The sequence below is a fragment of the Pontibacter flavimaris genome (assembly GCF_001907195.1).
GTDB classification, from domain to species: Bacteria; Bacteroidota; Bacteroidia; order Cytophagales; family Hymenobacteraceae; genus Pontibacter; species Pontibacter flavimaris.
The window spans coordinates 109,861-136,731 of record NZ_LVWA01000010.1; the positions used below are offsets into that span (position 1 = coordinate 109,861).

Sequence of the window (26,871 nt, forward strand, 5' to 3'; positions counted from 1 at the left end):
GTTAGGAACTAGCACCTTATATATAGAAAAGACCTGCTTTTACGTGATAAAGCACCTTTGGTTCAGCAGAAGGCGAGAAAAAAGTATGGGCAGGAAGTAAAGTGTTGCAACATAGAGTTATATTTGGGAAACAACTAATAACTATTTTACCAATCAATCTAATCTAACTTTATGAGAAAAGTTCTATTATTTGGTTTGGTTATGTTCCTAACGCTTGTTAGCCAGGCGTGGGCGCAGAATCAGACCATTTCGGGTAAGGTAACTGATCAGAGCAATGGAGAAGGTTTGCCTGGCGTAGCTGTCCTTGTAAAAGGTACTACGATAGGCACCACTACAAGCTATGATGGAAGTTACACAATCAATGTTCCCGCTAACGCGACTACCTTGGTTTACCGATTCGTAGGCTATCTGGCAGCTGAAAGACCTGTTGGCAACGCGTCAGAAATCAATGTAGCCCTCGAGAGCGACACCAAACTACTGGAGGAGGTAGTTGTAGTAGGTTATGGTACGCAGGAAAGACGCGACATCACAGGCTCAGTGGCCTCTGTGAAGTCTGACGAAATTCAGAACATCCCGGTTGCAGGCCTTGATCAGGCAATCCAGGGTAGAATTGCCGGCGTAAACGTAACCTCGAGCTCAGGTACCCCAGGGGGAGGTATATCCGTTCGTGTACGTGGTACCAGCTCTATCTCTGCCGGCAATGACCCGCTTTATGTAGTGGATGGTGTCCCTGTTTCCAACAGCGATATCTCCCAGGGTGGTTTCGGTAACCAGCAGATCAACCCTTTAGCGGAGATCAACCCGAATGATATTGAATCAATTGAGGTATTGAAAGATGCTTCTTCTGCCGCTATTTACGGTTCTAGAGCATCCAACGGTGTTGTGTTGATTACCACTAAAAAAGGTAAGGCCGGTAAAACACAGGTTGATATTGACGCCTATGCAGGTGTGCAGGACTTTACCAAAGAGGTTGATTTCCTGAACGCTACAGAGTACACAAGCATCGTAAACGAGGCGCGTCAGAACTATATGAATGATACTGGTAAGACGATAGGTCTGCTGGGAGCACCCGCTTACAATACTAACTGGATCGACGAGGTAACAAGAAGCACGGCCTCTATCTCTAACCTGCAGGTGTCTGTAAGGGGCGGTGACGAGAAAACCAAATTCTACATCTCAGGTGCCCAGTTCAAGCAGGAGGGTATTATCCTCAACAACGAGTACGAGCGCAAGAACCTGCGTTTGAACTTAGACCACGCCGTTAGCAGCAAGATTAAAATCGGCACTAACCTGGGCGTAAGCCGCTCCACGAACAACCGTATCATCGGCGATAACAACATCTTCGCTCCATGGCCTAACGCGCTGCAGTCCCGCCCGGACCAGCCTGCCTTCAACGAAGACGGATCATACTTCGCTACGCAGCGGAACAACCCGGTACAGGGTGCGCTGGAGCCTGAGTATGAGACTACCATCTTCCGCGTTTTCGGAAACGTTTATGGTAACTACGAAATTCTTCCTGGCTTGAACTACCGACTGTCAGCTGGTGGCGACTGGTACAACAACAAGGAGTTCCAGTACGAGCCCATCACCTCAGGACAGGGCTTTGGTACCAAAGGTTACGGCCTAGCCGGTAACGGTACGGCAAGCAACTACCTGATCGAGAATACATTTGACTATGCCAAGTCTTTTGGCGATCTGAACATGACTGCTCTGGTTGGTTATACTTTCCAGGAGTTCGTAACAGAGAGACAATACGTGGAGGGCACTGACTTCCCTTCTTCCAGCTTCAGGTACATCACTTCAGCGGCTAAGATCCCTAGCGGTACTAGCAACTGGACGTCAAGCGCTCTGGAGTCTTACCTCGGCCGTGTGAACCTGGACTACGCAGACAAGTACCTTCTGTCGCTTGCTATCAGACGCGATGGCTCCTCTAAGTTCTCAGAAGACAACAAGTATGGCACCTTCCCGTCCGTATCTGTTGGCTGGAGACTTTCTCAGGAATCTTTCATGCAGGATCTTTCGTTCCTGAGCGACCTTAAGCTGCGTGCCAGCTACGGTATCACTGGTAACCAGGAGGGTATTGGCGATTATGCTGCCATGGCCCTTATCAACGGCGGACAGAACTACAACGACCAGTCTGGTATCGCTCCTTCGCAGCTTCCTAACCCAAACCTGAAGTGGGAGCAAACAAAACAGTCAAACGTAGGTCTTGACTTTGGCTTCCTGGGCAACCGAATCAGCGCAAGTGCCGACTACTTCATCAAGAAAACGGATGACCTGCTGCTGAGCAGACCACTGCCAAGAACATCCGGTTATACCAGCATCACCGAGAACATCGGATCGCTGGAGAACAAGGGCTTTGAGTTTGCTGTAAGCACTAAGAACCTGACAGGCGCCTTTAAATGGACAACGGATTTCAACATCGCTTTTATCGACAACAAGGTAACGAAGCTGAACAACGACGAGCCATTCGACAGAGGCTTCGTGAATAGAGTGGCTGTAGGCCAGCCGATAGGTGCCTTCTACCTGCTGGAGCAAGAGGGCGTTTATCAGTCTAACGACGAGGTTCCTGAGAAGCTGTTTGCAAAAGGTGTAAGAGCGGGCGATGTGAAGTTCAGAGATATCAACGGTGACGGAGATATCACGACTGGTGCAGACAGAACGTTTGTAGGTAGCGCAGTGCCGGATTATTTCGGAGGTATCACCAACAACTTCTCTTACAAAGGATTTGACCTGAGCGTTTTCTTCCAGTACAGTGTAGGCAATGAGGTTTACGCCATGTGGAAAGAACTGGACGGCGCGGGCAACCTGGGCGCAGGCGCGAACAATAATGCTATCGCCAAGGATGAAGCGGATGACAGATGGACTGGTGCAGGTACAAGCAACTCGGTGCCAAGAGCGGTTTACGGCGCAGCCGGTTCATTTAACGCACAGCGTTCTTCCAGGTTCCTGGAGGATGGCTCTTACCTGCGTCTGAAAACACTGAACTTTGGCTATACCCTGCCATCGTCTGTTGTAGACAGAGTAGGCCTGAGAAAAGTAAGACTGTATGCCACAGGCCAGAACCTGTTTACTTTCACAGAATACTCCGGATTTGACCCTGAAGTAAGCTCAAACGCCCAGGACGCGGTAACTGCCGCTAACGACCAGGCAACGTTGCCACAGCTGAGAAGCTTTACACTAGGCGTTAACATTGGATTTTAATCGTTGAGAAAAATGCTGAATAACATAAAAACAAAAGTGGTTTGCATGGCATTGCTGGGGCTTTCCTTGTCTGCCTGCGAAGATAAATTGAATATAGAGCCGCGAGGCTCTATATCACCGGAAGCTGTTACACCAAGCGATACAGAGGTGTTGCTGAACGGGGTTTATGATGGATTCCAGGGAGGCGCCTCTTCTTACCATTACCTCTCCTTCCTAACCGACGACCTGTCTGCTGATAACCTGGCCTACCGGGCTACCTTTTTTCAGCATGGTGAGGTAGATGATAACAGCATCTCTGCAAACAACCTGCTGACGCAGTACTTCTGGCAGGGTTTGTACAAGGGTATCTACAGAGCTAACTTCTTCCTGCAGACGGTGGATAAACTCGACGAGTCTACCTTTAGCCGTCCTGCCCGAAAAGATGAGGTGATGGCAGAAGCTCGTTACCTGAGAGCTTATGGATACTACAGCCTTGTTACAAGATGGGGCGGCGTGCCGATCTTGAGAGAGCCAACAACCGAGAAAGTGGCAAGAAACTCCGAGCAAGAGGTATGGGACTTCATTATTGAGGATCTGAAGTTTGCTGTTGAGAACGCTGGAGATTTCAGAGATGCTTCTTACGTATCCAAGTCAGCAGCTAAGGCTTTGCTAGCGCGGGTATACCTGGCTACTAAAAATTATGCTGAGGCCGAAAAGCTGGCAGAGGAGGTTATTGCGAACGAGAAATTCAGGCTGTCTGATGATTACGATAACATCTTCACAAATAAGTCTAACGCAGAGCGCATCTTCCATCTGAATAGTACGGCTAACGATGGAACATCCATGCCGTACTTCCTGATCGCAAACGTAGAATTGCCTAGCACAGGAAAGAATACAAATGGCGGCCGCTTCGAGTTGCCGATTGATAATTCACTTGCTGCCGCCTTTGAAGATGGAGATAAGCGTAAAGCCACGACCCTGCAGCCGATTGTGTTTGGAGGAGTGGATTACTTTATGGCTTACAAGTATCGCCTGAGTGCGGATGGCTCTAACGCCTGGACTGTATCCCGCCTTGCTGAAATGTACCTGATCAGTGCTGAGGCCCGTGCAGAGCAGAACAACCTTATTGGAGCGCTGGAAAGATTGAACGACGTAAGGGAGAAAAGAGGATTGCTGCCAACTGTTGCAGTAACTCAGGATGGTCTCAGGTTAAAAATCGAGCAGGAACGCCGTGTAGAACTTGCAGTGGAAGGCCACAGATGGTATGACCTGATCAGAACAGGGCGTGCTATCGAGGTGCTGCCTAACGTGACAAGCGAAAACCAGTTGAAGTACCCTATCCCGCAAGCTGAAATAACAGTGAATGAGCTGCTTACTCAGAATCCAGGATATTAATAGTACTATCCGGTTAATGCAAAAGGCCTCCCAAATGGGAGGCCTTTTATTTTTACCTTAAAAAGTATACGTCATCAGCGCCCCGTTAAAATACTTTCCGGAAACCGGCATCAGGCTGATGTTGCGCTTGTTTGCTTTTTTGTGGAGCTGCGGCACCAGGATGCCGGCGGCGGCGCCCATCCCGTAGCCCAGCAGGTTGTCGGTCAGGAAGTGCTTGCCGGCCTTCAGGCGCAGGTATCCGACAGCGGCCGGAACGGCGGCGGCGGCGGCCCATACATAAGGCCTGGCCGGGGAGTCGGGGTTAAAGTCGTGGAAGATCTTGGCGGCGAAGAACGTGGCGCTGGCGGTAGCGGCGGTGTGGCCGGCGTAAAACGCATTAAGCGCGTTCGCGTCATTCTTGTCCGAGATATCCACCTCGTTACTGTACACGAGCGGGCGGGCGCGCTCCACGCTGCCATTCGTCATCGTGAAAAAGGCACCTGTTACAGCCATCGTCTCCACATATAGCACCATTACCTGACCGGCTTTGCTGCCAACGTTCTTGTTCAGCAGCATCAGAAACGGGGTTGCAAAAGAGCCGTAAAACGGGAAGTCACTGAGCTTCTTTGCCTTGTCAGAATCATAGCCTGCCGCAAAACGGTCAAAACCGTTCACATCCTCTTTGCTTAGTGCCATAATCTCAGCCTCGCTCATTCCGCTCTTGTCCTGCATCAGCGACAAGCCATAGACACTCAGGCCCATGCCGGCAGCAATAATGGGGGCATCTACTTTAAAGCTCGTCTTATAGGGGGAGTCGTCTTGAGCCAGTGCGCTGCCTGTTAAAAAGGTCATCAGGTAGCATATAGTTAGTATACGTTTCATACAGGGTTATTTCAGTGTTGTATATGGAGTAGATGAACGGCGCACAAATTTAAAAGGTTGTGCCGGGGCACCTGCTGCCTCTCCGCTGGCGGGCGCCCTGAAAGTATACTTTGGGCCGCAACCTTTTGCCAATAAAACGTTACAAGCAACTGTGCGGGCCTGATATTCAGTTTCAAGTATGGCGGATTTGTCTTAGCTTTGTACCCGCTGCCAAGGGGGGCAGCTGGTTTATACTTTGTACCTAAACCCAAAGAAAAAATGCCTTATCTATTTACATCTGAGTCTGTGTCAGAAGGACACCCGGATAAAGTGGCCGATCAGATTTCGGATGCCCTTCTGGACGAGTTCCTGAAGCAGGACCCGCAGTCTAAGGTTGCCTGTGAGACTTTGGTAACCACAGGCCTGGTGGTGCTGAGCGGAGAAGTGAAGACGGAAGCTTACGTAGACGTGCAAAAGGTGGCCCGTGAGGTGATCAAGCGCATTGGCTATACTAAATCAGAATATATGTTCGATGCGGATGCTTGCGGCGTTATCTCCGCCATACACGACCAATCCGCAGATATCAACCAGGGCGTGGAGCGCGCAAACCCGGAGGACCAGGGTGCCGGCGACCAGGGCATGATGTTTGGCTATGCCACCGACGAGACAGACAACTACATGCCGCTTGCGCTGAGCATCTCGCACCTGCTGCTGCAGGAGCTGTCCGCCATCCGCAAAGAGGGCAGGGAGATGACCTACCTGCGCCCGGACGCAAAATCTCAGGTAACCATCCGTTACAGCGATAACCACGTGCCCGAGAAGATCGATACGATCGTGATCTCGACGCAACACGACGAGTTTGTGAAGGCGGAGGGTGATAGCGGCGAAGCCAGAAACAAGGCAGAGCGGCAGATGGTGGAGAAGATCAAGGAGGATGTGAACAGCATCCTGATGCCACGCGTGCTGAAGCAACTGCCGGAGCGCATCCAGCGGCTGTTCAATTCAGACATCACCTACCACATCAACCCAACGGGCAAGTTCGTGATCGGCGGTCCGCACGGCGATACAGGCCTGACCGGCCGCAAGATTATTGTAGATACGTACGGCGGCAAGGGAGCACACGGTGGCGGCGCCTTCTCCGGCAAAGATTCCTCTAAGGTAGACCGCTCGGCAGCCTATGCTGCTCGCCATATCGCCAAAAACCTGGTGGCAGCCGGTGTGGCCGGCCAGGCGCTGGTGCAGGTGGCCTACGCCATTGGGGTTGCCAGGCCGGTGGGCCTGTACGTTACCACCTATGGCTCCACCAAGGTAAAAGACGCCAGCGGCAACACGATGAGCGACGGTGAGATTTCTGAGAAGGTGAGCAAGCTGTTTGACATGCGCCCTTATGCCATTGTTCAGCGCTTTGGCCTGCAGAACCCGATCTTCTCCGAAACCGCCGCCTACGGCCACATGGGCAGGACGCCTGGCAAAAAGCTGGTGGAAATCTCCCTGAACGGCAAGAAAGAGACAAGAGAGTTTGAGACCTTTACCTGGGAGAAGCTCGATTACGTGGATAAGATACAAGCGGAGTTTGGCTTATAGCCCACAAGTATACCCAAGTATAAAAACAGCGCGGCCAGCTATACTTTAGCTGGCCGCGCTGTTTTTATACTGCTGCAAGTATGCCTAGTGAGCCATCTGCTTCTGCTTGAAGCGTTTTAGCTGGCGTCGCATGGCTTCTACGGCCGCATCGGCGGCGGCTTCAAAGGAGGGGGCATCCTCCTCGGAGAACAGCGTAGAGCCCGGTACAAACAGCTTTATCTCCACGGTCTTATTGTCTATGCCTTCCTTGTTGTTATGTTTGAGGAACACTTCGCCTTCTACAATGCGATCATAAAATGTCTCGAGCTTGTTTACTTTCTGTTGAACGAAATCAGCAAGTTGCTGGTCTGCCTCGAAGTGGATGGAATGCATCTGTAGCTTCATATGCTTTACATTTAAAAGTTAAACTTATTATGCTTTTGGGTGAGCCTTCTCAAAAATAGATTTGAGCTGCTCGATAGAATTGTGCGTGTAAACCTGGGTAGCCGCCAGGCTGGCATGCCCCAGGAGATCTTTGATCGCGTTAAGATCGGCACCCTTGTTTAGCAGATGAGTGGCGAAGGAGTGTCGCAGGACGTGCGGGCTGTTGTGTTCGGAGGTAGTGATCAAGCTGATATATTTTTTTACGACACGATAAACAAACTTCGGGTAAAGGGGCCTCGCTTTATTGGTAACGAGCAATTTTACCGAATTGTTATCACCAAAAAAATGACTTTTCTCAGCTTGGTAGGCATCCAGCGCCAGCAGCAGCGAGTCGTTCAGGGGCACAATGCGCTCCTTGTTGCCCTTGCCCAGCACGCGCACTGTTTTGGCGCTAAGTGCTATGTCGGTGGGTTCAATGTTTATCAGTTCGGCAAGGCGTATGCCGGTGCCATAGAGGAATTCAAGGATGAGCCTGTCGCGCTGGCCATCAAAATTATCCTCAAAGGTAAAGGTGTCGAGCAGGTTATTGAATGGCTCCTCCTGCACAAAGGCCGGCAGCTTTTTGCCGCTCTTCGGCGCTTTAATGCGCAGCATGGGGTTTGCTTTGATGCGTTCCTGTGCCAGTAAGAACCGGTAGTAGGAGCGGAGGCAGGCAATCTTGCGGTTGATGGAGCGCGGCTTGATGTTGTTCTGCACCAGCGTCAGTATCCAGGAGCGGATAATGGTGTGGTCGGCCTCGGCGGCATCGTTAATCTGGTATACTTCGCTCAGGTAACCGGAAAACTGACCCAGATCAGTGTGATAGGAGGTAAGGGTGTGCGGGCTGTACCGCTTTTCGTACTGCAGGTACTTGAAAAATAAATCCATACATTCGTAGACCCTGCTGGGTGTGGCAGGGTCTACGAATGTATGGAAAAATAAAGTGTATCGCTAGATATACTAGTAGTTTTGGTCTACAAACATTTGCTGCTTGTACACGGCTCTCTCCTTTTGCTTTCTCTTAGCAATAGAAGGCTTCTCGAAATACGCTCTTGAGCGCAGTTCTTTCAAAACACCGGTTCTCTCAAATTTCTTCTTGAATCTCTTCAGAGCACGGTCTACAGACTCGTTATCTTTTACGTTTACAATAATCATATTTTTCCTCGCTTCTCTTTGGATTTAGGGTTGCAAATTTAAACAATCTTATCCTTAATAATCAACTTGTTTGCTAAATATTTATCAGTCTGCCTGTTTTTCACAAGAAAAGCAGGGGAAAAGACCTTAATTAGCCTCTCCCACCGCTTTTTTACTTTAACATGGCCCTGGAGATAACAAGCTTCTGTATCTCGCTGGTTCCCTCGCCTATGGTGCAGAGCTTTGCGTCGCGGTAGTACTTCTCTGCCGGGTAATCCTTGGTAAAACCGTAGCCGCCGAAGATCTGCACGGCCTCGTTGGCCACCCTCACCGCTACCTCTGAGGCAAACAGTTTCGCCATCGCCGATTCCTTATTCACGTTCAGCCCGCGGTTCTTCATGTCGGCTGCCTGGTAGGTTAGCAAAGAGGCCGCCTCTACCTCGGTGGCCATGTCGGCCAGCTTAAAGGCGATGCCCTGGAAGCTGGAGATGGGCTTGTTGAACTGGTGGCGCTCCTGAGAGTAAGCCAGCGCGGCATCCAGCGCGCCCTGCGCAATGCCCAGCGAAAGTGCTGCGATCGAGATACGGCCGCCGTCCAGCACCTTCATGGCCTGTACGAAGCCCTCGCCCACCTCGCCCAGGATCTGGTCCTTGTGCACGCGGCAGTCCTGGAAGATCAACTCAGTGGTCTCGGAGGCGCGCATGCCCAGTTTATCCTCCTTGCGGCCGGCGCTGAAGCCCTCAGTGCCTTTCTCTATCACAAAAGCGGTCATGCCATGCGAGTCGCCCACCTCGCCGGTGCGCACAATTACCACGGCCACGTTGCCGGACTTGCCGTGGGTGATGAAGTTCTTAGCGCCGTTGATAACCCAGTAATCGCCGTCCTGTACGGCCACGGTGCGCATGTTGCCCGCGTCTGAGCCCGTGTTTGGCTCCGTCAGGCCCCAGGCCCCGATCCACTCGGCGGTGGCCAGCTTGGGCAGGTACTTTCTTTTCTGCTCCTCGTTGCCGAAAGCCAGGATGTGGCCGGTGCAAAGAGAGTTATGCGCCGCCATGGATAGCCCGATGGAGCCATCGATCCTGGAAAGCTCCGCGATGGCCGTGACGTACTCCAGGTAGCCGAAGCCCGAGCCGCCATACTCCGTAGGCACGAGCACGCCCATCAGGCCCAGTTCCCCGAGTTTCTTAAAGACCTCCACCGGAAACTCCTGCGAGTCGTCCCATTCCCGCATCTTAGGTTTAATGTGCTTGGCGCCGAAATCACGGACCATGTCCGCAATCATGCGCTGGTTTTCAGTTGTTTTTAATTCCATGTATAGTTTTGGGTTCTTAATTTAGGTGATGCGCAGCTAGTATAACGGTTTTGCACTATCCGTTGTTTACAAAGCTATATAAATATGGGTAGAGCACCAATCATGTATATATATTTAATCGTATGTAATAGAGGCGACTGCGTGGCGGTAGCTTTATTTTGACCGTGATTTTAATTTCTGTTATTTTGAAGTTTGTTTTGCTGTGCTGTCCTTTGCAGCAGGGCCACCGGAATCAGTTTGGGTAAGATGATACAGTTTTTGAAGAACCTGTTTGGGGGGAATGAGTCCGCGCTGGGGGTCTCGCTTGGCGAGCTCGGCACGGATATGCATTCGCACATACTTCCCGGCATAGACGATGGTTCCGAGAGCCTGGAGCAATCGCTGGAGCTGGTGCAGGGGATGAGGGAGCTGGGCTACCGCAAACTGATCATGACGCCGCACATCATGAGCGACTTTTACAAAAACACGCCGGAGATTATCCGCGAGAAGCTGCAGCTGCTGCGGCAGGCGGTAGCGGATGCGGGCATAGAGATGGAGCTGGATTGCGCGGCGGAGTATTACCTGGACGAGGGCCTGCTCGATAAACTGGATAACGACGAGGAACTGCTGACCTTCGGCAAGAACTACCTCCTGTTCGAGACATCGTTCCTGAACGAGCCCCTTAACCTGCGGGAGACGATCTTTAAGATGCGCTCCAAAGGGTACCAGCCCGTGCTGGCGCACCCGGAGCGGTATACTTACTTTTATGGCAAGTTTGAGGAACTGGTGGCGCTGCGGGAGCATGGCGTGCTGTTTCAGCCGAACCTGAACTCGCTGGTGGGCTATTACTCGCCGGGCGCCAGGGATGTGGCTGAGCGGCTGGTAGAGCAGGGTCTCGTCGATTTTCTGGGCACCGATACCCATGGCATGAAGCATATTGCTACCTTGCACAAGGTGCTGGGGTCTAAGTACCTGGTAAAGGCGCTGGCCTTGCCGCTGCGCAACAGGCAGCTCTAGTTTTTCCTCATTTCATACTTTATACTTCCACAAACCATGGTATTTGTAACGGGCGGCAGTGGCCTGATCGGTAGTTTTCTGATTCCGGAGCTCCTGCGGCAGGGGCACCAGGTAAAGGCGCTTTACCGCGGCCAGGTGCCAGCTGTGGCCGGTGCAGAGCAGGTGCAGTGGGTGGAGGGCGATATTCTGGACCCGACCCTGCTGAGCGAGGCGCTGATGGGCGTAGCGTATGTCTTCCATAGTGCGGGGCTGGTGTCGTACGCGCCGCAGGACGCAGCACTGCTGAAGCAGGTGAACATAGAGGGCACCGCCAACATCGTGGACGCCTGCCTGGAGGCCGGAAGTATAAAGCTCTGCCACGTGAGCTCGATCGCGGCGGTGGGCAGGCCCAAGCATGCGGAGGTGCTAACCGAGAGCGCCAAGTGGGACCCGGCGGCAGAGGTGTCGGCTTACGCCAGCTCCAAGTACTTCGGGGAGCTGGAAGTATGGCGCGGCGTGGCCGAGGGCCTGGATGCCGTCATCGTGAACCCCTCCATCATACTTGGCCCCGCCGACTGGAGCCGCAGCAGCACGCAACTGTTCCGGTACGTGTACAGCGAGCGCCCCTTCTATACTGCCGGCGAGGCCAACTTTGTGGATGTGCGCGATGTGGTGGAAGCCATGCTGCGCCTCACGTTCTCAGGCATGTCCGGAGAGCGGTTTATCCTGAATGCGGAGCGGATGAGCTACAAGGCTTTCTTCGAGAAAACGGCCGCCTGCTTCGGCAGGAAGGCGCCCGGCATGCGAGTGCCGGCGGCGCTGGCCGAAGTGGTGTGGCGGCTGGAGCATGCCCGCGCCTGGCTTACCGGCGCCCGCCCGCTCATCACCAAAGACACGGCCCGGGTATCCCGAAAGCCCCACTTTTTCAGCAACAATAAAATCCGAAAGGCCATCGGGATAGAGTTCAGACCTGTTTCAGAATCAGTGGCTTGGGTTTGCCGGGAGCTGCAGGGGCAAATGGCCGTCAGCAGTCTGCAGGGGGCTGGATAAACTATTTGCAGCGTTAAAATGTAGTAAGGAAAAGGCTGTTTTGCGCAGCTTGTTGGATACCGGAGATGAAAGAAAACTTTGACGAACACAGCGAGGAGCTGGAACTGATACAGCGTTACGAGCGCATGCTCGGCAACAACGAAGCGGCTTTCTTCGACCTCACCGATTTTGAGTACATCATAGATCATTATACCGCAAACTTTGAGTACATGAAGGCGTTGGCCGCCTGTAACTCGGCCCTGGTGCAGTACCCGTTCTCCACGGAGCTGCAGATAGACAAGGCGCAGCTGCTGGCCATGTCGGGCAGCTTTGAGGAGGCCCTGGTGCTGATCAACAAGGTGGCGGAGGTAGAGCCGGAAAACGCCGATGTGCAGCTGACGCGCGGCATCATCTATACCCAGCGGGGCGAGTTCCGCGATGCCATCGATTACTTTAAGAAGGCCCTGGCTTACGCCGATGACCGCGACGATATATACTTCAACATCGCCCTGGCTTACCAGACCTGGGGCAAGCTGGCCTCGGCGGTGAAGTACTACAAGAAGTGCGTGGAGCTGAACCCCGAAAACGAGGCGGCCATGCAGGAGATACTCTATTGCCTGGACGTGACGAATTCCGTGGGCGAGAGTGTGGCGTTCTTCCAGAAGTTCGTGGACGACGACCCGTACTCGTATGTTGCCTGGTTTAATTTGGGCAACGTGTACAACAAGATGGGTGCCTACGACAAGGCCATTGCCGCCTACGATTACGCCACCATCATCCGCCCCGATTTTATTACAGCCTACAACAACATGGCCAACGCCCTGGTGTACACGGGCGAGTATACCAAGGCCATCGAGGCCTTCAACTCCATGATCGAGCATGGGGAACCGAACGCCGAGGTCTACTGCAACATCGGCGAGTGCTACGAGAAGATGCAGCAGTGGGACCTCTCGCGGCGCTACTACCAGAAGTCGGTGGACCTGGACCCGGAGATGGACGAGGCGTGGTTCGGCATCGGGGTGATACTGGACGCCCAGGGCAAGTGGTACGAGGCGGTTCATTTTTTTAAGAAGGCCGTGGAGCTGTACGACGACAGTGCCGATTACTGGGTGGCCCTGGCCGGTGCCGAATATCACGTAGGCCATGTGGTGTCGGCGCTGGAGAGCTACGAGCGCGCCTCCGAGATCCGCCCCGACGACAAGAATATCTACCTGAACTGGTCGGTTATACTTTTTGAGCAGGGCAACTTTGAGGAGGCCACTGACATCATACTGAACGCGATAGAGCTGCAGCCGAAGGAGGCGGAGCTCTATTACAGGGCCTGCGCCTACATGCTTTCTGCAGGAAAATACCGCGAAGCTTACAATTATCTGGAAAATGCGTTAATTTTGGACTTCGACAAGCACAGGCTGCTATTCGAGTTCTTCCCTGAGCTGGAGTCGCAGCGCGCATTAGCCCGATTAATAGATCAGTACCGCAAATAAAATCAGATGAACTATACCCTTAAGAGCATTCCGGAGCGTGCGGCCAAGCCCCGTGAGCGTGGATTTACCATGGCCATGGACAAAGGCCTGAGCATACGGGAGGTGGAGGATTTCCTGGAGGTAGCCGGAGAGTACGTAGATATTGTGAAACTAGGCTGGGCCACGTCTTTCGTTACGCCTAACCTTGCCAAGAAGCTGGATGTCTACCGGGCGGCCGGTATCCCAACTTATTTCGGAGGTACCTTGTTTGAGGCGTTCATCGCCCGCAACCAGTTCGAGGATTACCGCCGTGTGCTGGACAAGTACCAGATGACGTTCGCCGAGGTGTCGGATGGATCGCTGGAAATGCCGCACGACGAGAAATGCGCCTACATCGCCAAGCTGGCAGAACAGGTAACGGTGCTGTCGGAGGTGGGTTCCAAGGATGCCGAGAAGATCATTCCGCCCTACATGTGGATCAGGTTGATGAAGGCAGAGCTGGAGGCCGGCGCCTGGAAAGTGATCGGGGAGGCCCGCGAGGGAGGTAACGTAGGTTTGTTCCGCTCCACCGGCGAGGTGCGCAGCGGCCTGGTGGAGGAGATCCTGACGCAGGTGCCGTTCGAGAAGATCCTGTGGGAGGCTCCGCAGAAGGCGCAGCAGGTATGGTTCATCAAGCTCCTGGGCGCCAACGTGAACCTGGGTAACATCGCGCCGAGCGAGGTAATCCCGCTGGAGACGATCCGCCTGGGCCTGCGCGGTGACACGTTCGACCACTTCCTGAACATGGAGAAGGCGGGGAAGAAGATTTAAAGTATAACATTGAACATATAGATTGCCCGCCGGTTTGGCCGTGCGGGCAATCTGTGTCTTAGAGGAAGCTACACCAGGTATAGAAGTACCAGTTCTTATGAGAAGAAGATCGCTGAAAGAGTATTTACTGCTGTTCTCCAAGGGTATGAGCATGGGCGCCGCCGATGTGGTGCCTGGCGTGTCAGGAGGCACCATTGCCTTCATCACCGGCATCTACGAGGAACTGCTGGACTCCATTCGCTCTGTGAACGGGCAGGCCGTAAAGCTGCTGCTGCGTTTCGACCTGAAGGGGGTCTGGAAGCACATCAACGGGAACTTCCTGGTGGTGCTGCTGGCGGGAATCGGCCTGTCTATCGTTTCCCTCTCGCGGTTGATCTTATACTTGCTGGAGTTTCACGCGGAGATGCTGTGGGCCTTCTTCTTTGGGCTGATCGTGGCATCTGCCGTAGTGGTGGCCAAGAAGATCACCCGCTGGACCCCGGGCGTTATCTTGGCGGGATTGCTAGGGGCCGCCATCGCCTTTTATATAACGGTGGCTACCCCCGCGCAGACTCCCGACGACTACTGGTTCATCTTTCTCTCCGGTGCCATTGCCATCTGTGCCATGATCCTGCCGGGCATCTCCGGGAGCTTTATACTGGTGCTGCTGGCCAAGTATGAATTCATTATGCTGGCGCTTAAGGATCTGAAGCTAAGCATTATCCTCACGTTCGGGGTTGGGTGCTTAACCGGTATCCTCGCCTTCTCGCATGTGCTTAACTGGATGCTCAAGAAATACCACAACGTTACGGTGGCGCTGCTCACGGGCTTCATGATTGGCTCTCTGAACAAAGTATGGCCCTGGAAACAAACGCTTGAGACCTACACCGACCGCCATGGCGAGGTGAAGCCGCTGGTGCAGGAGAACGTGCTGCCGGGCAGTTACGAGGCCCTCACCGGCCATGACCCATACTTGTTCTATGGCACTTTGCTGGCCATCTTCGGCTTCCTGGTGGTATACTTGCTGGACCGCTACTCCGACAACACCGCCACTCAGCAGGTGCGGGTATAAATCACACCTATAAACGCTATGCGCAAATTCGGGCTCATCGGTAAAAAGCTTGGCCACTCCTTCTCTAAAAAATTCTTTACAGAGAAGTATGAGCGCGAAGGCATCACCGACGCCGTTTACGGGCTCTACGAGCTGCCTGGGGTGGAGGAGCTCCCGGAACTGCTGCGGCAGGAGCCGGAGCTGGCGGGCCTGAACGTGACCGTGCCCTACAAGGAGCAGGTAATCCCCTTGCTGGATGAGCTGGACGAGGCGGCTGCCGCCATCGGAGCCGTGAACACGATCAAGGTAAGCGACGGGCGCACCAAGGGGTATAATACAGACTATATCGGCTTCAGGAGCTCGCTGGAGGAGTTTTACCCGGAGCAGGAGCGGGGTCAGGCGCTGGTGCTGGGCACAGGCGGAGCAGCCAAGGCCGTATGGGCCGCGCTGGACGCGCTGCGCATCCCGTACCTGCGCGTTTCCAGGACAGAGGCGGAGGGGCAGCTGAGCTACGCGCAGCTAACGGCAGAGCTACTGGCTAAGTATAACCTCATCATCAACACCACGCCGCTAGGTATGTACCCCCATGTGCAGGAGCTGCCGCCGCTGCCGTACGAGCACATAACCGGCGGGCACTATTGCTACGATTTGGTGTACAATCCAATCCAAACGCTTTTTCTGCAGCGTTGCGCCGCACAGGGGGCCAAGACACTAAACGGCTTGCCCATGCTGCACTTACAGGCCGAAGCCGCCTGGGATATCTGGAATGCTTAATATTTGATATTGCAATCGACGGAGGTATAAAAAAGGTCGGAACAGTGCAACTTTACCCGGTGTTATATGCGTTTAAGTACTACGAGCACTTAAACCCTACTGCATGACGCAACTATACACCCTAAAACAAAAAGCACATTCGTTCCACACTGATATCTACGCCCTGTACCTGGCCTACCGCGACAGCCGCGTGAGGTGGTATGTACGGGTGCTGCTGGCGGTTTCCATCGCCTACGCCGTTAGCCCGATTGACCTGCTGCCCGACCTGGTTCCGGTTTTCGGGTACCTGGATGATGTGGTGATCGTGGCGCTGGGCTTGTCGGTTTCGTACAGGCTGCTGCCCAGGGCGGTGCTGCAGGAGGCAAGGCTGCAGGCGTATGAGGAAATGGGACAGTCCGTTTTGGCCATCAAGGCCATTAGCTATGCCTGGGTATTGCTGCTGACATTGTTCGGCATACTTTTTTACAAGTTCCTGCATCTGCCCTACTAAGGTATATAAGATCTTTTGAGCGAGGTTTAAGATGATTTACAACTACTGAAAAGCTTGCTGCGAAAGAAGAAAGCCTCCTGCCCGGGAGGCTTTACTTTTTTAGAGGGTTCATACTTTGTGTGAGTCGTGAGGCCCTCATACTTTCTGCTTCCGGCAACTGTCGTTTATACTTCTCTTCGTATACCTGCGGATATTCCCCTCCCAAAGTATAAATCTATCTCTGCATTAGCTGGTACTTAAATCAGTAAACTTTAAAATAATCATAGCAGGGGCAGCTGTTGCGGCACTGTTATTTTCCTATCTTTAACCCACAGAAGCGGGTCTTTCCCAGAGGCTTGCCCCATCCCTGAAAATAATTTTCACCTGCTTGCAACCTTACGCGCCTGGCAGGAATCATAGTATAAAACAAACGTAAAGCAGGCTGCATTTGAAGCTTTTTACCAAACCAAAGTCAGACGAGGAGAGGCTCATAGAAGGGTGCATCGCGGGCAAGCGCGACATGCAGCGCCTGCTCTATGACCTGTACTCTAAAAAGATGATGGTAGTCTGCCTGCGTTACGCCCCCACAACCTTCGAAGCCGAGGATATCATGCAGGATGCCTTCATCAAGGTGTTCAACCATATCCAAAACTTCAAAAAGGATTGCCCGCTGGAGTTCTGGATCCGCCGCATTATGGTGAACACCGCCCTGAAGCACCTGCGCAGCAAGCAACTGCTCACCGTGTCGCACGAGGCGGAGGAGGTGGCCAACATCAGTTCCGGGGATATGAACCTGAGCGGCTATACCATGGACGAGCTCCTGGGCATGATCCAGAGCCTGGCGCCCCGCTACCGGATGGTGTTCAACCTCTACGCCATAGAGGGCTACAACCACAAGGAGATCGGCGAGATGCTGGGCATATCGGAGGGGACCTCAAAATCGCAATATTCACGCGCCAGGGCCATACTGCAAAGTATGCTGCTGCGCCAGGAAGAAAAACTAAAGGAACATGTCATCAGCAACTAACCATAATCGCGGAGGGTTGGAGGAAGAGTTCCGCCACCGCATGCAGGACGCTGAGGCTTCTCCGTCCGCAGACCTTTGGGCCCGCATAGACCACAGCCTGACCGTGCAGGAAAACGGGCAGTATAAGCGGGGCATGCTGTTTTACCGGCAGCTGGCGGCCGCCTGTATCACGCTGCTGCTGGTAGCGGGCGGTTTTGCCGCTTACTATTTCGGTGGGCCTGCCGTGGCGCCCGTGGCCCGGGTAGGGCAGCCAAGCGAAACCATCGCCGCCGTACAACCCGCCGCGGAAGAAGCCGCTGTGTCCGAGGAGGCCATTGCCGCCGCCATGCAGCAGGCAGTGCAGGAGCCAGCACCACTAGAACCCGGAGCATCCCGCCAAAGTATGGCTAAGGTCGCAAAAGCGGGCAAAGAGCCGGTGGCTGCAAGTATAAAACCAGCGGCCGCTACCAACCCTACTGCCGTTGCCGCCACTACAGCCGCCACCCCTGACCCCAGTGCCTGGCATAGCGTGCCGGCCGGCAAGTATCATGCTGCTGCACAAAGCTACACCGGCGGCCGTGAAAGTATAAATGCCCGGAGCATGTTCTCCAGGCTGGAAAGTATGAGCCGGGCGTTTACAGAACGCCCCACCGGTACTTCCGGTTTTGCTGCTGCCGGCGCGCCTGCCCTTGCCGGGGCGTCACAGGAGGTTCCGGAGGATTTCAGGACATTGAACGAAATTGTGATGAGCCGCATGAAGCAGCTGAAGGCAGAGCAGGAGGCGGTGCAGCAGAAGTATAAAGCAGAGAAAAAAGCACTGGCTGCCGCTACCACTGCCGACACGGAACAAGAGAATACCTCCGCCGGAAGGTGGTCTTTGGGTATGGCCTACGCGCCAAGCTACTTCGAGCAAAACATCGGCATCCCATCCCAGATGATGGGGCCCATGAACAGCTTCGCTTCGTTCGCCCCCGCCACCGCCATGCAGCAGTCGGCCCGCATGATGGACGAAGCCCGCGAGGAGCATGAGGAGGAGGTAGAGCCGGGCTTCTCATTCGGGATAGAGGCCAAGGCGGGCTTCAGGCTGGGCAGAAAATGGAAATTACTGAGTGGCCTGGGCTTTACGCAGAACACCGCCCGCTCCAAATCCAGCTACGTGATACAGCAATTCTGGCGCAAGCCAGGCACAGGGAAAACGGAATCGCCGGGAGCCTCCACGATCTTCGTGCCGTCGCTCAGCAGCAACTTCGCCTCCGACTCGCTCAGCGTAGCCAAAACCAATGAGTTTAACGTGCTGTACCGCTACCGCCACCTCACCGTACCGGTGGGCGTGCAGTACGAGGGCAACCTGGGCAAAGACTGGTTCTGGTTTGCCGGTGGTGGCGTGGCAGCCAACATCCTGCTCCAGACGTCCATACTTGCCTCCTCGGCCGAGGTGCGCGACACGGACTACGAGCTCAGCGACGACAACTCCCCGTTCCGTAAGCTGCAGTGGTCTGGCAACGTGACTGCCGGTGTGGGCAAGCGCCTTTCCAACAACCTGTCCATCGCCATTGGGCCGGAGTACAGGGGCTACTTCGATACCATGCTTTCCTCGCCGGAGAAGGCGCAGGCGCCGCAGGGCAAGCCCTACACCATGGGCATCAACATGGCCCTGAACTACGACCTGGGGCCGGGCCGCAGATAGACGATTATTTTTCGGGGAGCTTGCAACGCGCAGGTATACGTTGGGGTCATAAAGGTGTAGAAGACAAAAGCCTGCTGCCTATGAAACCACTGCTGAACCTGATGGAGCTTTGCGCCTTCGCGGCGCGCGAAAACCTGTACGGGTGGTACCTGCTGCTGGCGCTGCTGCTCTTCGCCATACTTTAATTCGGTGCTATCTTCTAAGCTATGAACAGAGCCTGCCGCTGCCAGGCAGTCCAGTATACGTTTGTCCATTCCCATTCCTAAGCTAACTATGAAAACCCTGGGCTGCATCACCATACTCTACCTCTGCCTTGCCCTGCTGGCTTCGGGCTGTGCCAAAACGGCACCCGTGCCAGCCTGTACCACGGCAGAGGTAGTAGCCCAGGACTGCCAACCCGGCTGGTTTATACTTAAGCTGGAGGATGACTCGGAGGAGATAGCCGGCAAGAGCGGTGCTTATGTGGGGCAGTTGCACGGTGGCTTCGTTACCACCCATAACCTGCCTGAACAGTACCGGGAGGCAGGCGCAAAGGTAAGCCTTCGGATGGTCCTGGACGGCTCAAACGGCCCCCGTTGCACCGCCAACTACATGATGTATCCCGCCGTGAAGGTGGTGGAGGTATGCACGGAGCCGGAGCGCACACATCGATAAAAGTGAATTGTTAAGTGTAATGTGATTGATTAACTAAGGTGAGCGAATACAGAAGGCCTGCATGGCGGGTCTTTTGTTTGCCTCACGTACTGGTGCAGGCTATACTCCATGCCCTGCACGGTGCAATAATCTGAAGTGTTTGCAGTTTACAGAAGGTAATATCTTTCTGTTGAAGAAAATATAGTGTTATATTTGAGGCTGAATAAATTGTGGCTTTGTGGCTATAATTTAGTAAGGAATCTATACACGATGTTTCTCTTCAAATCCGGGTGAGGCAAGCTTGTAAGCGCCACTGCGGTAGATTGAGGAAAACCTGTTTTTCACGGCCATTATATGTTATTTCCCGCAACGAAATCCCTCTTGAAGAAAAAGTTTAATTACCTGTTTTACTGCCTGGGTGCAGTCCTGCTGCTGTCCTCCTGCGAGGACCCGAACGAACTGGGCCTGGCGCTGGTAGAGGACAACGTGTCCGGCACCTTTACGGATACGCTGACCATCAACCTGTCCACGGTGATGGTGGACTCCATTGCCACCTCCGGAACTGGAAACATGGTGGCGGGGCAGTACACCACGCCGCAATCCGGCACCCTGCATGCCGCTTCCTACTTCCAGGTAGGTCCCGGAGGTTCGCTGGCCGCGCCGGCAGCCGAAGCCACCTACGACTCTCTGAAGCTGTTCTTGCCTACATCAGGATATTATTATGGTGATACCACGCAGGCTGTAACGCTCAGCATACACGAGGTTACCTCTACGCTTTCGACACGTGCGTTGCCGCCAACCATCCCGAACGAGGATCCGAACTCATACTTTTACCAGAACCCCGCGCTTTACAACAAAACCAACGTAGCGGTGAAACCGGAGCCGATTGGAACGCATACTTTTGCGCCAAGACCGGTAAGAAAAGACACGCTGGCCATAGACCTGAGCGATGAGTTGGGCCAGCAGTGGTTCGACCTGCAAAAGGCCGGTGATGAAAAGCTGAAGGACAATGCCAACTTTGCCGCCTACTTTAAGGGCCTGGGCCTTACGGCCACCAGCGGAAACGCCGTGCTCGGCTTTCCGGCCGCGGGTGCTGTGGTAACCCTGTACTACTCCGAGCCATCTGCCTCGGGCGGAGCCAGAACAGTTAAAATGTATACTTTCCCGCTGATCAACCCAAGCCTGCAGTTCAACAAGTTTGAGGGCGATTTCACGGGCTCCCCGCTGGATGGCCTGCAGGAAAGCGGTGAGCTGCCCACCAGCATCACCAACGACATCAGCGTGGCGCAGGCAGGCACTGGCCTGATGATCAAACTGGAGATTCCATACCTGGAGAAACTGAAAGAGAAAGTGAAGCCGGAGTTCATCAACAAGGTGACGCTGGTGGTGGAGCCATTCAGAGGCGCTACAACGGTATATCCTTTCCCGGCGCCGCCTATCGGGCTGTACGAAACCGGCATGAGTGGTTTGCTCTACTCGCCGCTGGTGACGGAGTATAACCCGGACGGCCTTCCGCTTGCTTCGAACTTCATCAAGTCCAGCGAGACGGCGACAGACGGCCGCTACGAGTTTTCCATCACGGAGTTCCTGATCAACAAACTGAAGAACGATTACCGCACCAACCTGCCGCTCTACCTGGCACCAACTGCATCGGAATTCAAGAATGGGGCCAGCCGCCTGGTGGTAGGCGCTCAGAACAAGGATATCAAGAATGTACGCCTCCGCATCTACTATACTACTATCCAATAACCTACTACTATGAAAAATCCCTTTAAAAACACACGCCTGTTTATGATGGTGGCCTTGCTGCTGTCGGTGGGCATGCTTTCCTCCTGCGATAGCGACAGTGACGACGAAGTGCTGCTGGGAGAATGGCAGAAGCAGTCTGATTTTGCCGGTGTGGCCCGCAGTGGCGCAGTAAACTTCGTGATAGACGGTAAAGCCTATGTTGGCACCGGCCACGATGGCTCCAGGCGCCTGAGTGACTTCTGGATGTTTGACCCTGCCATGAATAATTGGGTAAGAAAGGCGGACTTCCCGGGGGCAGCTCGCAGCGCTGCGGTCGGCTTTACGGCCAATGGCAAGGGCTACATCGGCACCGGTTACGACGGCACCGATTACCTGAAGGATTTCTATGAGTATGACCCTGCCGCGAATACCTGGACACAGATCGAGGATTTTCCGGCCACGGCGCGTTACGGGGCTATTTCGATGTCTTTCGACAACGCGGGTTACATAGGCGCGGGCTTTGACGGCAACTACCAGAAAGACTTCTGGAAGTATGACCCGGCATCCGCCACCTGGTCGGAGCAGATTGGCCTGATCGGAGCCAAGCGCGTGAATGGTTTTACGTTCATGGTGAACGGCAAGGGCTATGTAGGAGGCGGCCAGAACAACAACGTGTACCAGACCGACCTGCTGGAGTTTGACCCGGCCACCGGCCAGTGGAAAGAGCTGAAGACCCTAGCGGAAGAGCAGCGCCCGGATAAGGTTTTCCCGGGGCCGCGCTCCTATGCCACTACCTTCACCATCCACAACAATGCGTACCTGGTGGGAGGCACCAACGGCGCTCCGCTGAATGACGTCTGGAAATTTGACCCGGCCACCGACACCTGGACGAAGCTTGGTGATTTTAAGGGAGGAATGCGACAGGCAGCCATTGGGTTTGGCGTAGGCGAGTTCGGTTACATCGGCCTCGGCAACAGCGGCGCCCAGCGTTTCGACGACCTGTGGCAGCTGAACCCAACGGTGGCAAACGAATAGCAGCTAACGCACACAAGAAGCAGAACAGCCCGGCCAGCAAAGCCGGGCTGTTTTTTTATACTTGTCTGTAACCTAACTGAGCAGTAGCCGGTTATGCCTATAGAGGCGCCCGCCTTGGAGTGCTTGCCGCCCGTCATCAGGGCGCCCATCTTAAGTATGATTTTCTGTAATAGAGTGCACTAAGCCTGTTGTTCTGCAGCAGGCTTTTTCTTTGCCCCTGGCCTTTTGCAGACGCCCTCGTAGCGCTAGTATAATTTGGCGCCAAGGTAAACTTACGGCATCTTTTAACTGTTATAGTTTATCTTTACTATTCTGTAAAACAAGCGAATGGATTTTAGACTTACATCCGAGTTCGAGCCGACCGGCGATCAGCCCAAGGCCATTGCACAACTCACAGAAGGTATAAACAACGGGGAGCCTGTACAGGTTTTGCTGGGTGCCACAGGAACCGGTAAAACCTTTACCATGGCCAACGTGATCAAGAACACCGGCAAGCCAACGCTGGTGCTGTGCCACAACAAGACGCTGGCCGCGCAGCTGTACGGTGAGTTTAAGCAGTTTTTCCCCGATAACGCTGTGGAGTATTTCATCTCCTACTACGATTACTACCAACCGGAGGCATACATCGCTTCTTCGGATGTGTTTATAGAAAAGGACCTCCAAATAAACGAGGAGATCGAGAAGCTGCGCCTGCATACTACGTCTGCGCTGCTGTCGGGCCGCCGCGACATTGTGGTAGTGGCCTCGGTGTCGTGCATCTATGGTATCGGCAACCCCGAGGAGTTTGGTAAGAACGTGATTCACCTGGCGCCCGGGCAGCGCTACAGCCGCAATAATTTATTGTATACGTTTGTACAGATCCTCTACAGCCGCACCGAGGCCGAGTTCACACGTGGAACATTCCGGGTGAAGGGCGACACGGTGGATATTTTCCCGGCTTACGCGGATTTTGCCTACCGTTTATACTTCTTCGGCGACGAGTTGGAGCAGATACACCGCATCGACCCGCAGTCGGGTAAAAAGCTATCGGATGAGAAAGCCGTCACGCTGTACCCGGCCAACCTCTTCGTGACCGGTAAGGACACGCTGCAGCAGGCTATCTCCGAGATCCAATACGACATGGTGGCGCAGCACGAGTATTTTCTGAAGGAGGACAGGCCGGCAGAGGCCAAGCGCATCAAGGAGCGCACCGAGTTCGACCTGGAGATGATCCGCGAGCTGGGCTACTGCTCGGGCATCGAGAACTACTCCCGCTACTTCGACCGCCGCGCGCCGGGTGCCCGCCCGTTCTGTCTGCTCGATTACTTTCCGGATGATTTCCTGATGGTGATCGACGAGAGCCACGTAACCGTGCCGCAGGTGCGCGCCATGTGGGGCGGCGACAGATCCAGGAAGGTGGCGCTGGTAGAGTATGGCTTCCGGCTCCCGGCCGCCATGGATAACCGCCCGCTCACCTTCAACGAGTTCGAAAGTATGATGCACCAGGTGGTGTTTGTGAGCGCCACCCCAGGCGATTACGAGATGCAGAAATCCGAAGGGGTGATCGTAGAGCAGATCATCCGTCCGACCGGCCTGCTGGACCCTGAGATCGAGATCAGGCCAAGTACAAATCAGGTGGACGACCTGCTGGATGAGATAGACGAGCGCGTGAAGCAGGGCGCCCGCGTGCTGGTGACCACCCTTACCAAACGCATGTCGGAGGAGCTGGCCAAGTATTTGGAGCGCCTCAATATAAAGGTAAAGTACCTGCACTCCGAAGTGAAAACACTGGACCGGGTGGAGATTCTGCGTGAACTGCGCTTAGGTATTATTGACGTGCTGATAGGCGTGAACTTGCTGCGCGAAGGCCTGGACCTGCCGGAAGTAAGTTTGGTGGCCATACTGGATGCGGATAAGGAGGGCTTCCTGCGCGACCAGCGCTCGCTGATACAGACCATGGGACGCGCCGCACGAAACGAGAAAGGCAAAGTGATCATGTACGCTGACCGTATGACGGGTTCTATGCAGCGCGCGATTGACGAAACCAACCGCCGCCGCGCCACACAGATGGCTTATAACATAGAACATGGCATTACGCCACGCACCATCCTTAAAACCAGCGACGAGATTTACGAGCAGACCTCTGTGGCAGACTCTAAGAAGAAGGAAGTGAAGATGTACGCCGGTCCGGAGGAGGTGTCGATTGCTGCCGAGCCGATTATCCAAACCATGAAGCGCGACGAACTGGAGAAACTGATTAAGAAAACGGAGAAGCAGATGGAAGGTGCCGCCAAGGACCTCGACTTCCTGCAGGCCGCCAAGTATAGAGACGAACTGGCGGAGCTCCGGAAGCTGCTGAAGACCAAGCGGGACTGAGGCAAGTTAGAGAGTTTGGGAGTTAGAGAGTTGGAGAGACGCGATTGCGTCTTGAGTTAGAAAGTTAGAAAGTTAAAAAGTTAGAAGGTTAGAAAGTATAAAAAGTAAGTATTAAGTATAAAATATAAACTGAAGTATAAAAAGTAGAAAAGCACCTGCGGCCTGGGCTGTAGGTGCTTTCCGTTTATATAGAGTAGGGGTAGGCGCTGCGGAAGGCCTGGTTTTCCTGCTCCTGTCTCACACGGAGCAGGAGCAGGGCCAGGTTTTCATCATAGTTTTATTTGGTAGCAGAAAAAGGTAGTAGTCTGAAAGCTGGCAGCTTTAGTGCCGGCTTCCGATAGTAAGATGCCAAAACCGGGGCGGGGGTTGCAAGGGGTATTAAAATTTTTCAAATAAAAACAGAAGGGGCACCCGCAGCTACATGCCAGCCGCGGGCGCCCCTTCTGTCAGCCTTATACTTATACTTATACTTATTGCGGCAGCAGCACTTTGTCGATTACGTGGATCACGCCGTTTGACGTTGGGATGGATGCCACGATGTTGGCACCGTTCACAGTCACCTTACCGTCCTTCACGCCCATGGTCACGCGGCCGCCGTTTACCTGGCCCAGGCTCTGGCCATCTTCAAACCTGTCTGCGTTCAGCACGCCCACATACACGTGGTACTGCAGGATGTTGCGGAGATCGCTGCGTTTTTCGGGCTTCAGCAGGCCGTCTACCGTACCGGCAGGCAGTTGCTCAAAGGCCTCATCGGTGGGCGCGAACACGGTGAATGGCCCGGCGTTGGTGAGCACATCTACCAGCCCGGCTGTTTTAACGGCTGTTACCAGCGTGGTGTGGTCGGGAGAGGAGGCGGCCACCTGCACCACGTTCTTCTGCGACTCATCGTCCTGCACGCCGGACTGGCCTGCGGCGGCTGTAGCTTCCTGCTGCACCTCCTGGGCAGTAGTCTGTTCTTCCGTAGAATTGCAAGCGGCCAGCGCAGCACCTGTTGCTATCATAAAGGCCATTGGTAAAATCCTTTTCATATCCTTTCGTTTGAAGTGTTTTGTAAGTACAATATTGCTACACAAACACTTCAGGAAATATGATTTTGGTTATCCTGAAAAATGACTTTGGTTAGATTTTATAGGAGTATGAAGGAGTAGGTTTACCATATAGTTTATATCTTGATGTGGCTATACTTTGGAGATTGCACTGGGTTTACATAGCTCACTCATAAGGTGACTATATGTCACAATGATGTATTTATCGAGTCAAGGTTCATCGGATAATAAATTAGGGATGATAGGTAGGTTACTAATTTGGTTTAAAGACGGAGAAGAGAGTCTTCATGAGTATTCCAAACAATTTGGCCCTTTGGCAATGCTCTTAAATCGGTTGCTAAATGAGACATATGAAGGAAAGAAAATAAAGTTTCTCAACCTTTATTTCTACACACAAAAGTCATTCGAAGTATACAAACAGACGGAGTTAAACTACACCCACAGCTATGGGGGACACGTCCACTATAACGCCTTATTCAACAGGAGAGAATTCGATGTTTTAGCTCTTTCAGAACAAAAGAAATTACTTTGGAAGATATCGTGTGAAATATTACAGATAATTGCACGAGACACAAGAAATTCCACCTTGGAGATTAGTGCAGCTACAGCTTATAATAAAGGCATAGAAATGGGCCTAAATGAAGACTTTGTTATGAGAAGCGCAAACTTCCAGATTCATGATCACTCTGTTAAAGTAAGTATTTTGGCCCGGTTTGTTGGAGAAAGGGTTCTTTCAGTACTAAGCGTGCAGTCAGATAATAAGCTGATTCTTGAAGAAGAGATAGATAGTACTGATTCTGATAATGAATTCTTCTACACCATCTACAAGAAAATTGAGCTTGACAAGAATAATAACATCGTCATTAAGGGGCATTATAGTATTAACTATCTGCCAATGACTGTACCCTTTGCAGACAAATTAAAACAAAGTAGGTAGCTTAACCACACCTTTACGGTAGCTGCGCCACCACAAAGTCCAGT

At 53.4% G+C, this 26,871-nt stretch carries 23 protein-coding genes; 17 read left to right on the plus strand and 6 right to left on the minus strand.

Features of this window, described 5'->3' with window-relative positions; all coding sequences use genetic code 11:
- The first annotated feature begins 201 nt into the window (after positions 1-201).
- Both A3841_RS15840 and A3841_RS15845 read left to right on the plus strand, forming a co-directional pair.
- The gene (locus A3841_RS15840; RefSeq protein ID WP_235861460.1) at positions 202-3,204 is read left to right on the plus strand and encodes a SusC/RagA family TonB-linked outer membrane protein; all 3,003 of its coding nucleotides are present in this window, start codon (positions 202-204) and stop codon (positions 3,202-3,204) included.
- Between the two features lie 12 nt (positions 3,205-3,216).
- On the plus strand, positions 3,217-4,578 hold the full coding sequence (locus A3841_RS15845) for a RagB/SusD family nutrient uptake outer membrane protein (RefSeq protein WP_073853668.1): 1,362 nt from the start codon (positions 3,217-3,219) through the stop codon (positions 4,576-4,578).
- A 57-nt stretch (positions 4,579-4,635) separates the two neighbouring features.
- On the opposite strand, the gene A3841_RS15850 is transcribed toward A3841_RS15845, so the two are convergent.
- Positions 4,636-5,439 carry a phosphatase PAP2 family protein gene (locus A3841_RS15850; protein WP_073853670.1) on the minus strand — a complete coding sequence of 268 codons (804 nt, stop codon included), beginning with the start codon at positions 5,437-5,439 and terminating at the stop codon, positions 4,636-4,638.
- 258 nt (positions 5,440-5,697) lie between these two features.
- Between A3841_RS15850 and metK the strand changes: the two genes are divergently transcribed.
- On the plus strand, positions 5,698-7,002 hold the full coding sequence (gene metK, locus A3841_RS15855; protein ID WP_073853672.1) for a methionine adenosyltransferase: 1,305 nt from the start codon (positions 5,698-5,700) through the stop codon (positions 7,000-7,002).
- A gap of 84 nt (positions 7,003-7,086) precedes the next feature.
- Here metK and hpf read toward each other — a convergent pair whose 3' ends face one another.
- The 4 genes from hpf to A3841_RS15875 form a co-directional block, all read right to left on the minus strand.
- Positions 7,087-7,386 carry a ribosome hibernation-promoting factor, HPF/YfiA family gene (gene hpf, locus A3841_RS15860; protein ID WP_073853674.1) on the minus strand — a complete coding sequence of 100 codons (300 nt, stop codon included), beginning with the start codon at positions 7,384-7,386 and terminating at the stop codon, positions 7,087-7,089.
- Positions 7,387-7,413: 27 nt separating this feature from the next.
- Complete coding sequence (locus A3841_RS15865) at positions 7,414-8,292, minus strand: tyrosine-type recombinase/integrase (RefSeq protein ID WP_073853676.1); 879 nt, start codon at positions 8,290-8,292, stop codon at positions 7,414-7,416.
- 72 nt (positions 8,293-8,364) lie between these two features.
- Complete coding sequence (gene rpsU / locus A3841_RS15870; protein WP_073853678.1) at positions 8,365-8,559, minus strand: 30S ribosomal protein S21; 195 nt, start codon at positions 8,557-8,559, stop codon at positions 8,365-8,367.
- Between the two features lie 151 nt (positions 8,560-8,710).
- Positions 8,711-9,850 (minus strand): acyl-CoA dehydrogenase, encoded by a 1,140-nt coding sequence (locus A3841_RS15875; RefSeq protein WP_073853680.1) that lies wholly within the window; start codon positions 9,848-9,850, stop codon positions 8,711-8,713.
- Between the two features lie 246 nt (positions 9,851-10,096).
- On the opposite strand from A3841_RS15875, the gene A3841_RS15880 reads away from it, so the two are divergent.
- The 13 genes from A3841_RS15880 (at position 10,097) to uvrB (ending at position 24,844) form a co-directional block, all read left to right on the plus strand.
- Positions 10,097-10,846 (plus strand): tyrosine-protein phosphatase, encoded by a 750-nt coding sequence (locus A3841_RS15880; RefSeq protein ID WP_073853682.1) that lies wholly within the window; start codon positions 10,097-10,099, stop codon positions 10,844-10,846.
- A 36-nt stretch (positions 10,847-10,882) separates the two neighbouring features.
- On the plus strand, positions 10,883-11,875 hold the full coding sequence (locus tag A3841_RS15885) for an NAD-dependent epimerase/dehydratase family protein (RefSeq protein WP_073853684.1): 993 nt from the start codon (positions 10,883-10,885) through the stop codon (positions 11,873-11,875).
- A gap of 65 nt (positions 11,876-11,940) precedes the next feature.
- Positions 11,941-13,338 (plus strand): tetratricopeptide repeat protein, encoded by a 1,398-nt coding sequence (locus A3841_RS15890; protein WP_073853686.1) that lies wholly within the window; start codon positions 11,941-11,943, stop codon positions 13,336-13,338.
- Between the two features lie 6 nt (positions 13,339-13,344).
- On the plus strand, positions 13,345-14,127 hold the full coding sequence (locus A3841_RS15895) for a phosphosulfolactate synthase (protein WP_073853689.1): 783 nt from the start codon (positions 13,345-13,347) through the stop codon (positions 14,125-14,127).
- Between the two features lie 97 nt (positions 14,128-14,224).
- Complete coding sequence (locus A3841_RS15900) at positions 14,225-15,178, plus strand: DUF368 domain-containing protein (RefSeq protein WP_073853691.1); 954 nt, start codon at positions 14,225-14,227, stop codon at positions 15,176-15,178.
- An 18-nt stretch (positions 15,179-15,196) separates the two neighbouring features.
- Positions 15,197-15,931 carry a shikimate dehydrogenase family protein gene (locus tag A3841_RS15905; protein ID WP_073853693.1) on the plus strand — a complete coding sequence of 245 codons (735 nt, stop codon included), beginning with the start codon at positions 15,197-15,199 and terminating at the stop codon, positions 15,929-15,931.
- 103 nt (positions 15,932-16,034) lie between these two features.
- Positions 16,035-16,421: a YkvA family protein gene (locus tag A3841_RS15910; protein WP_073853694.1), complete on the plus strand. Its 387-nt coding sequence runs from the start codon at positions 16,035-16,037 to the stop codon at positions 16,419-16,421.
- A gap of 427 nt (positions 16,422-16,848) precedes the next feature.
- Positions 16,849-17,427 carry an RNA polymerase sigma factor gene (locus A3841_RS15915; RefSeq protein ID WP_083610394.1) on the plus strand — a complete coding sequence of 193 codons (579 nt, stop codon included), beginning with the start codon at positions 16,849-16,851 and terminating at the stop codon, positions 17,425-17,427.
- Complete coding sequence (locus A3841_RS15920) at positions 17,411-19,093, plus strand: outer membrane beta-barrel protein (RefSeq protein WP_073853696.1); 1,683 nt, start codon at positions 17,411-17,413, stop codon at positions 19,091-19,093. Before A3841_RS15915 ends, A3841_RS15920 begins: the two co-directional genes overlap by 17 nt.
- Before the next feature lie 273 nt (positions 19,094-19,366).
- Positions 19,367-19,747: a hypothetical protein gene (locus tag A3841_RS15925; RefSeq protein ID WP_073853698.1), complete on the plus strand. Its 381-nt coding sequence runs from the start codon at positions 19,367-19,369 to the stop codon at positions 19,745-19,747.
- A gap of 360 nt (positions 19,748-20,107) precedes the next feature.
- On the plus strand, positions 20,108-21,475 hold the full coding sequence (locus A3841_RS15930; protein ID WP_073853699.1) for a DUF4270 family protein: 1,368 nt from the start codon (positions 20,108-20,110) through the stop codon (positions 21,473-21,475).
- Between the two features lie 9 nt (positions 21,476-21,484).
- Positions 21,485-22,489: a Kelch repeat-containing protein gene (locus A3841_RS15935; RefSeq protein ID WP_073853701.1), complete on the plus strand. Its 1,005-nt coding sequence runs from the start codon at positions 21,485-21,487 to the stop codon at positions 22,487-22,489.
- A 327-nt stretch (positions 22,490-22,816) separates the two neighbouring features.
- Entirely contained in the window at positions 22,817-24,844 is a 2,028-nt protein-coding gene (gene uvrB, locus A3841_RS15940; RefSeq protein ID WP_073853703.1) for an excinuclease ABC subunit UvrB, read from the plus strand.
- Between the two features lie 470 nt (positions 24,845-25,314).
- Here the strand turns inward: uvrB and A3841_RS15945 are convergent, their stop codons facing one another.
- Positions 25,315-25,872, minus strand: coding sequence for a fasciclin domain-containing protein (locus A3841_RS15945; RefSeq protein ID WP_073853706.1), 558 nt, complete (start codon positions 25,870-25,872; stop codon positions 25,315-25,317).
- A gap of 211 nt (positions 25,873-26,083) precedes the next feature.
- On the opposite strand from A3841_RS15945, the gene A3841_RS15950 reads away from it, so the two are divergent.
- The gene (locus A3841_RS15950; RefSeq protein ID WP_073853708.1) at positions 26,084-26,827 is read left to right on the plus strand and encodes a hypothetical protein; all 744 of its coding nucleotides are present in this window, start codon (positions 26,084-26,086) and stop codon (positions 26,825-26,827) included.
- Positions 26,828-26,871: the final 44 nt, after the last annotated feature.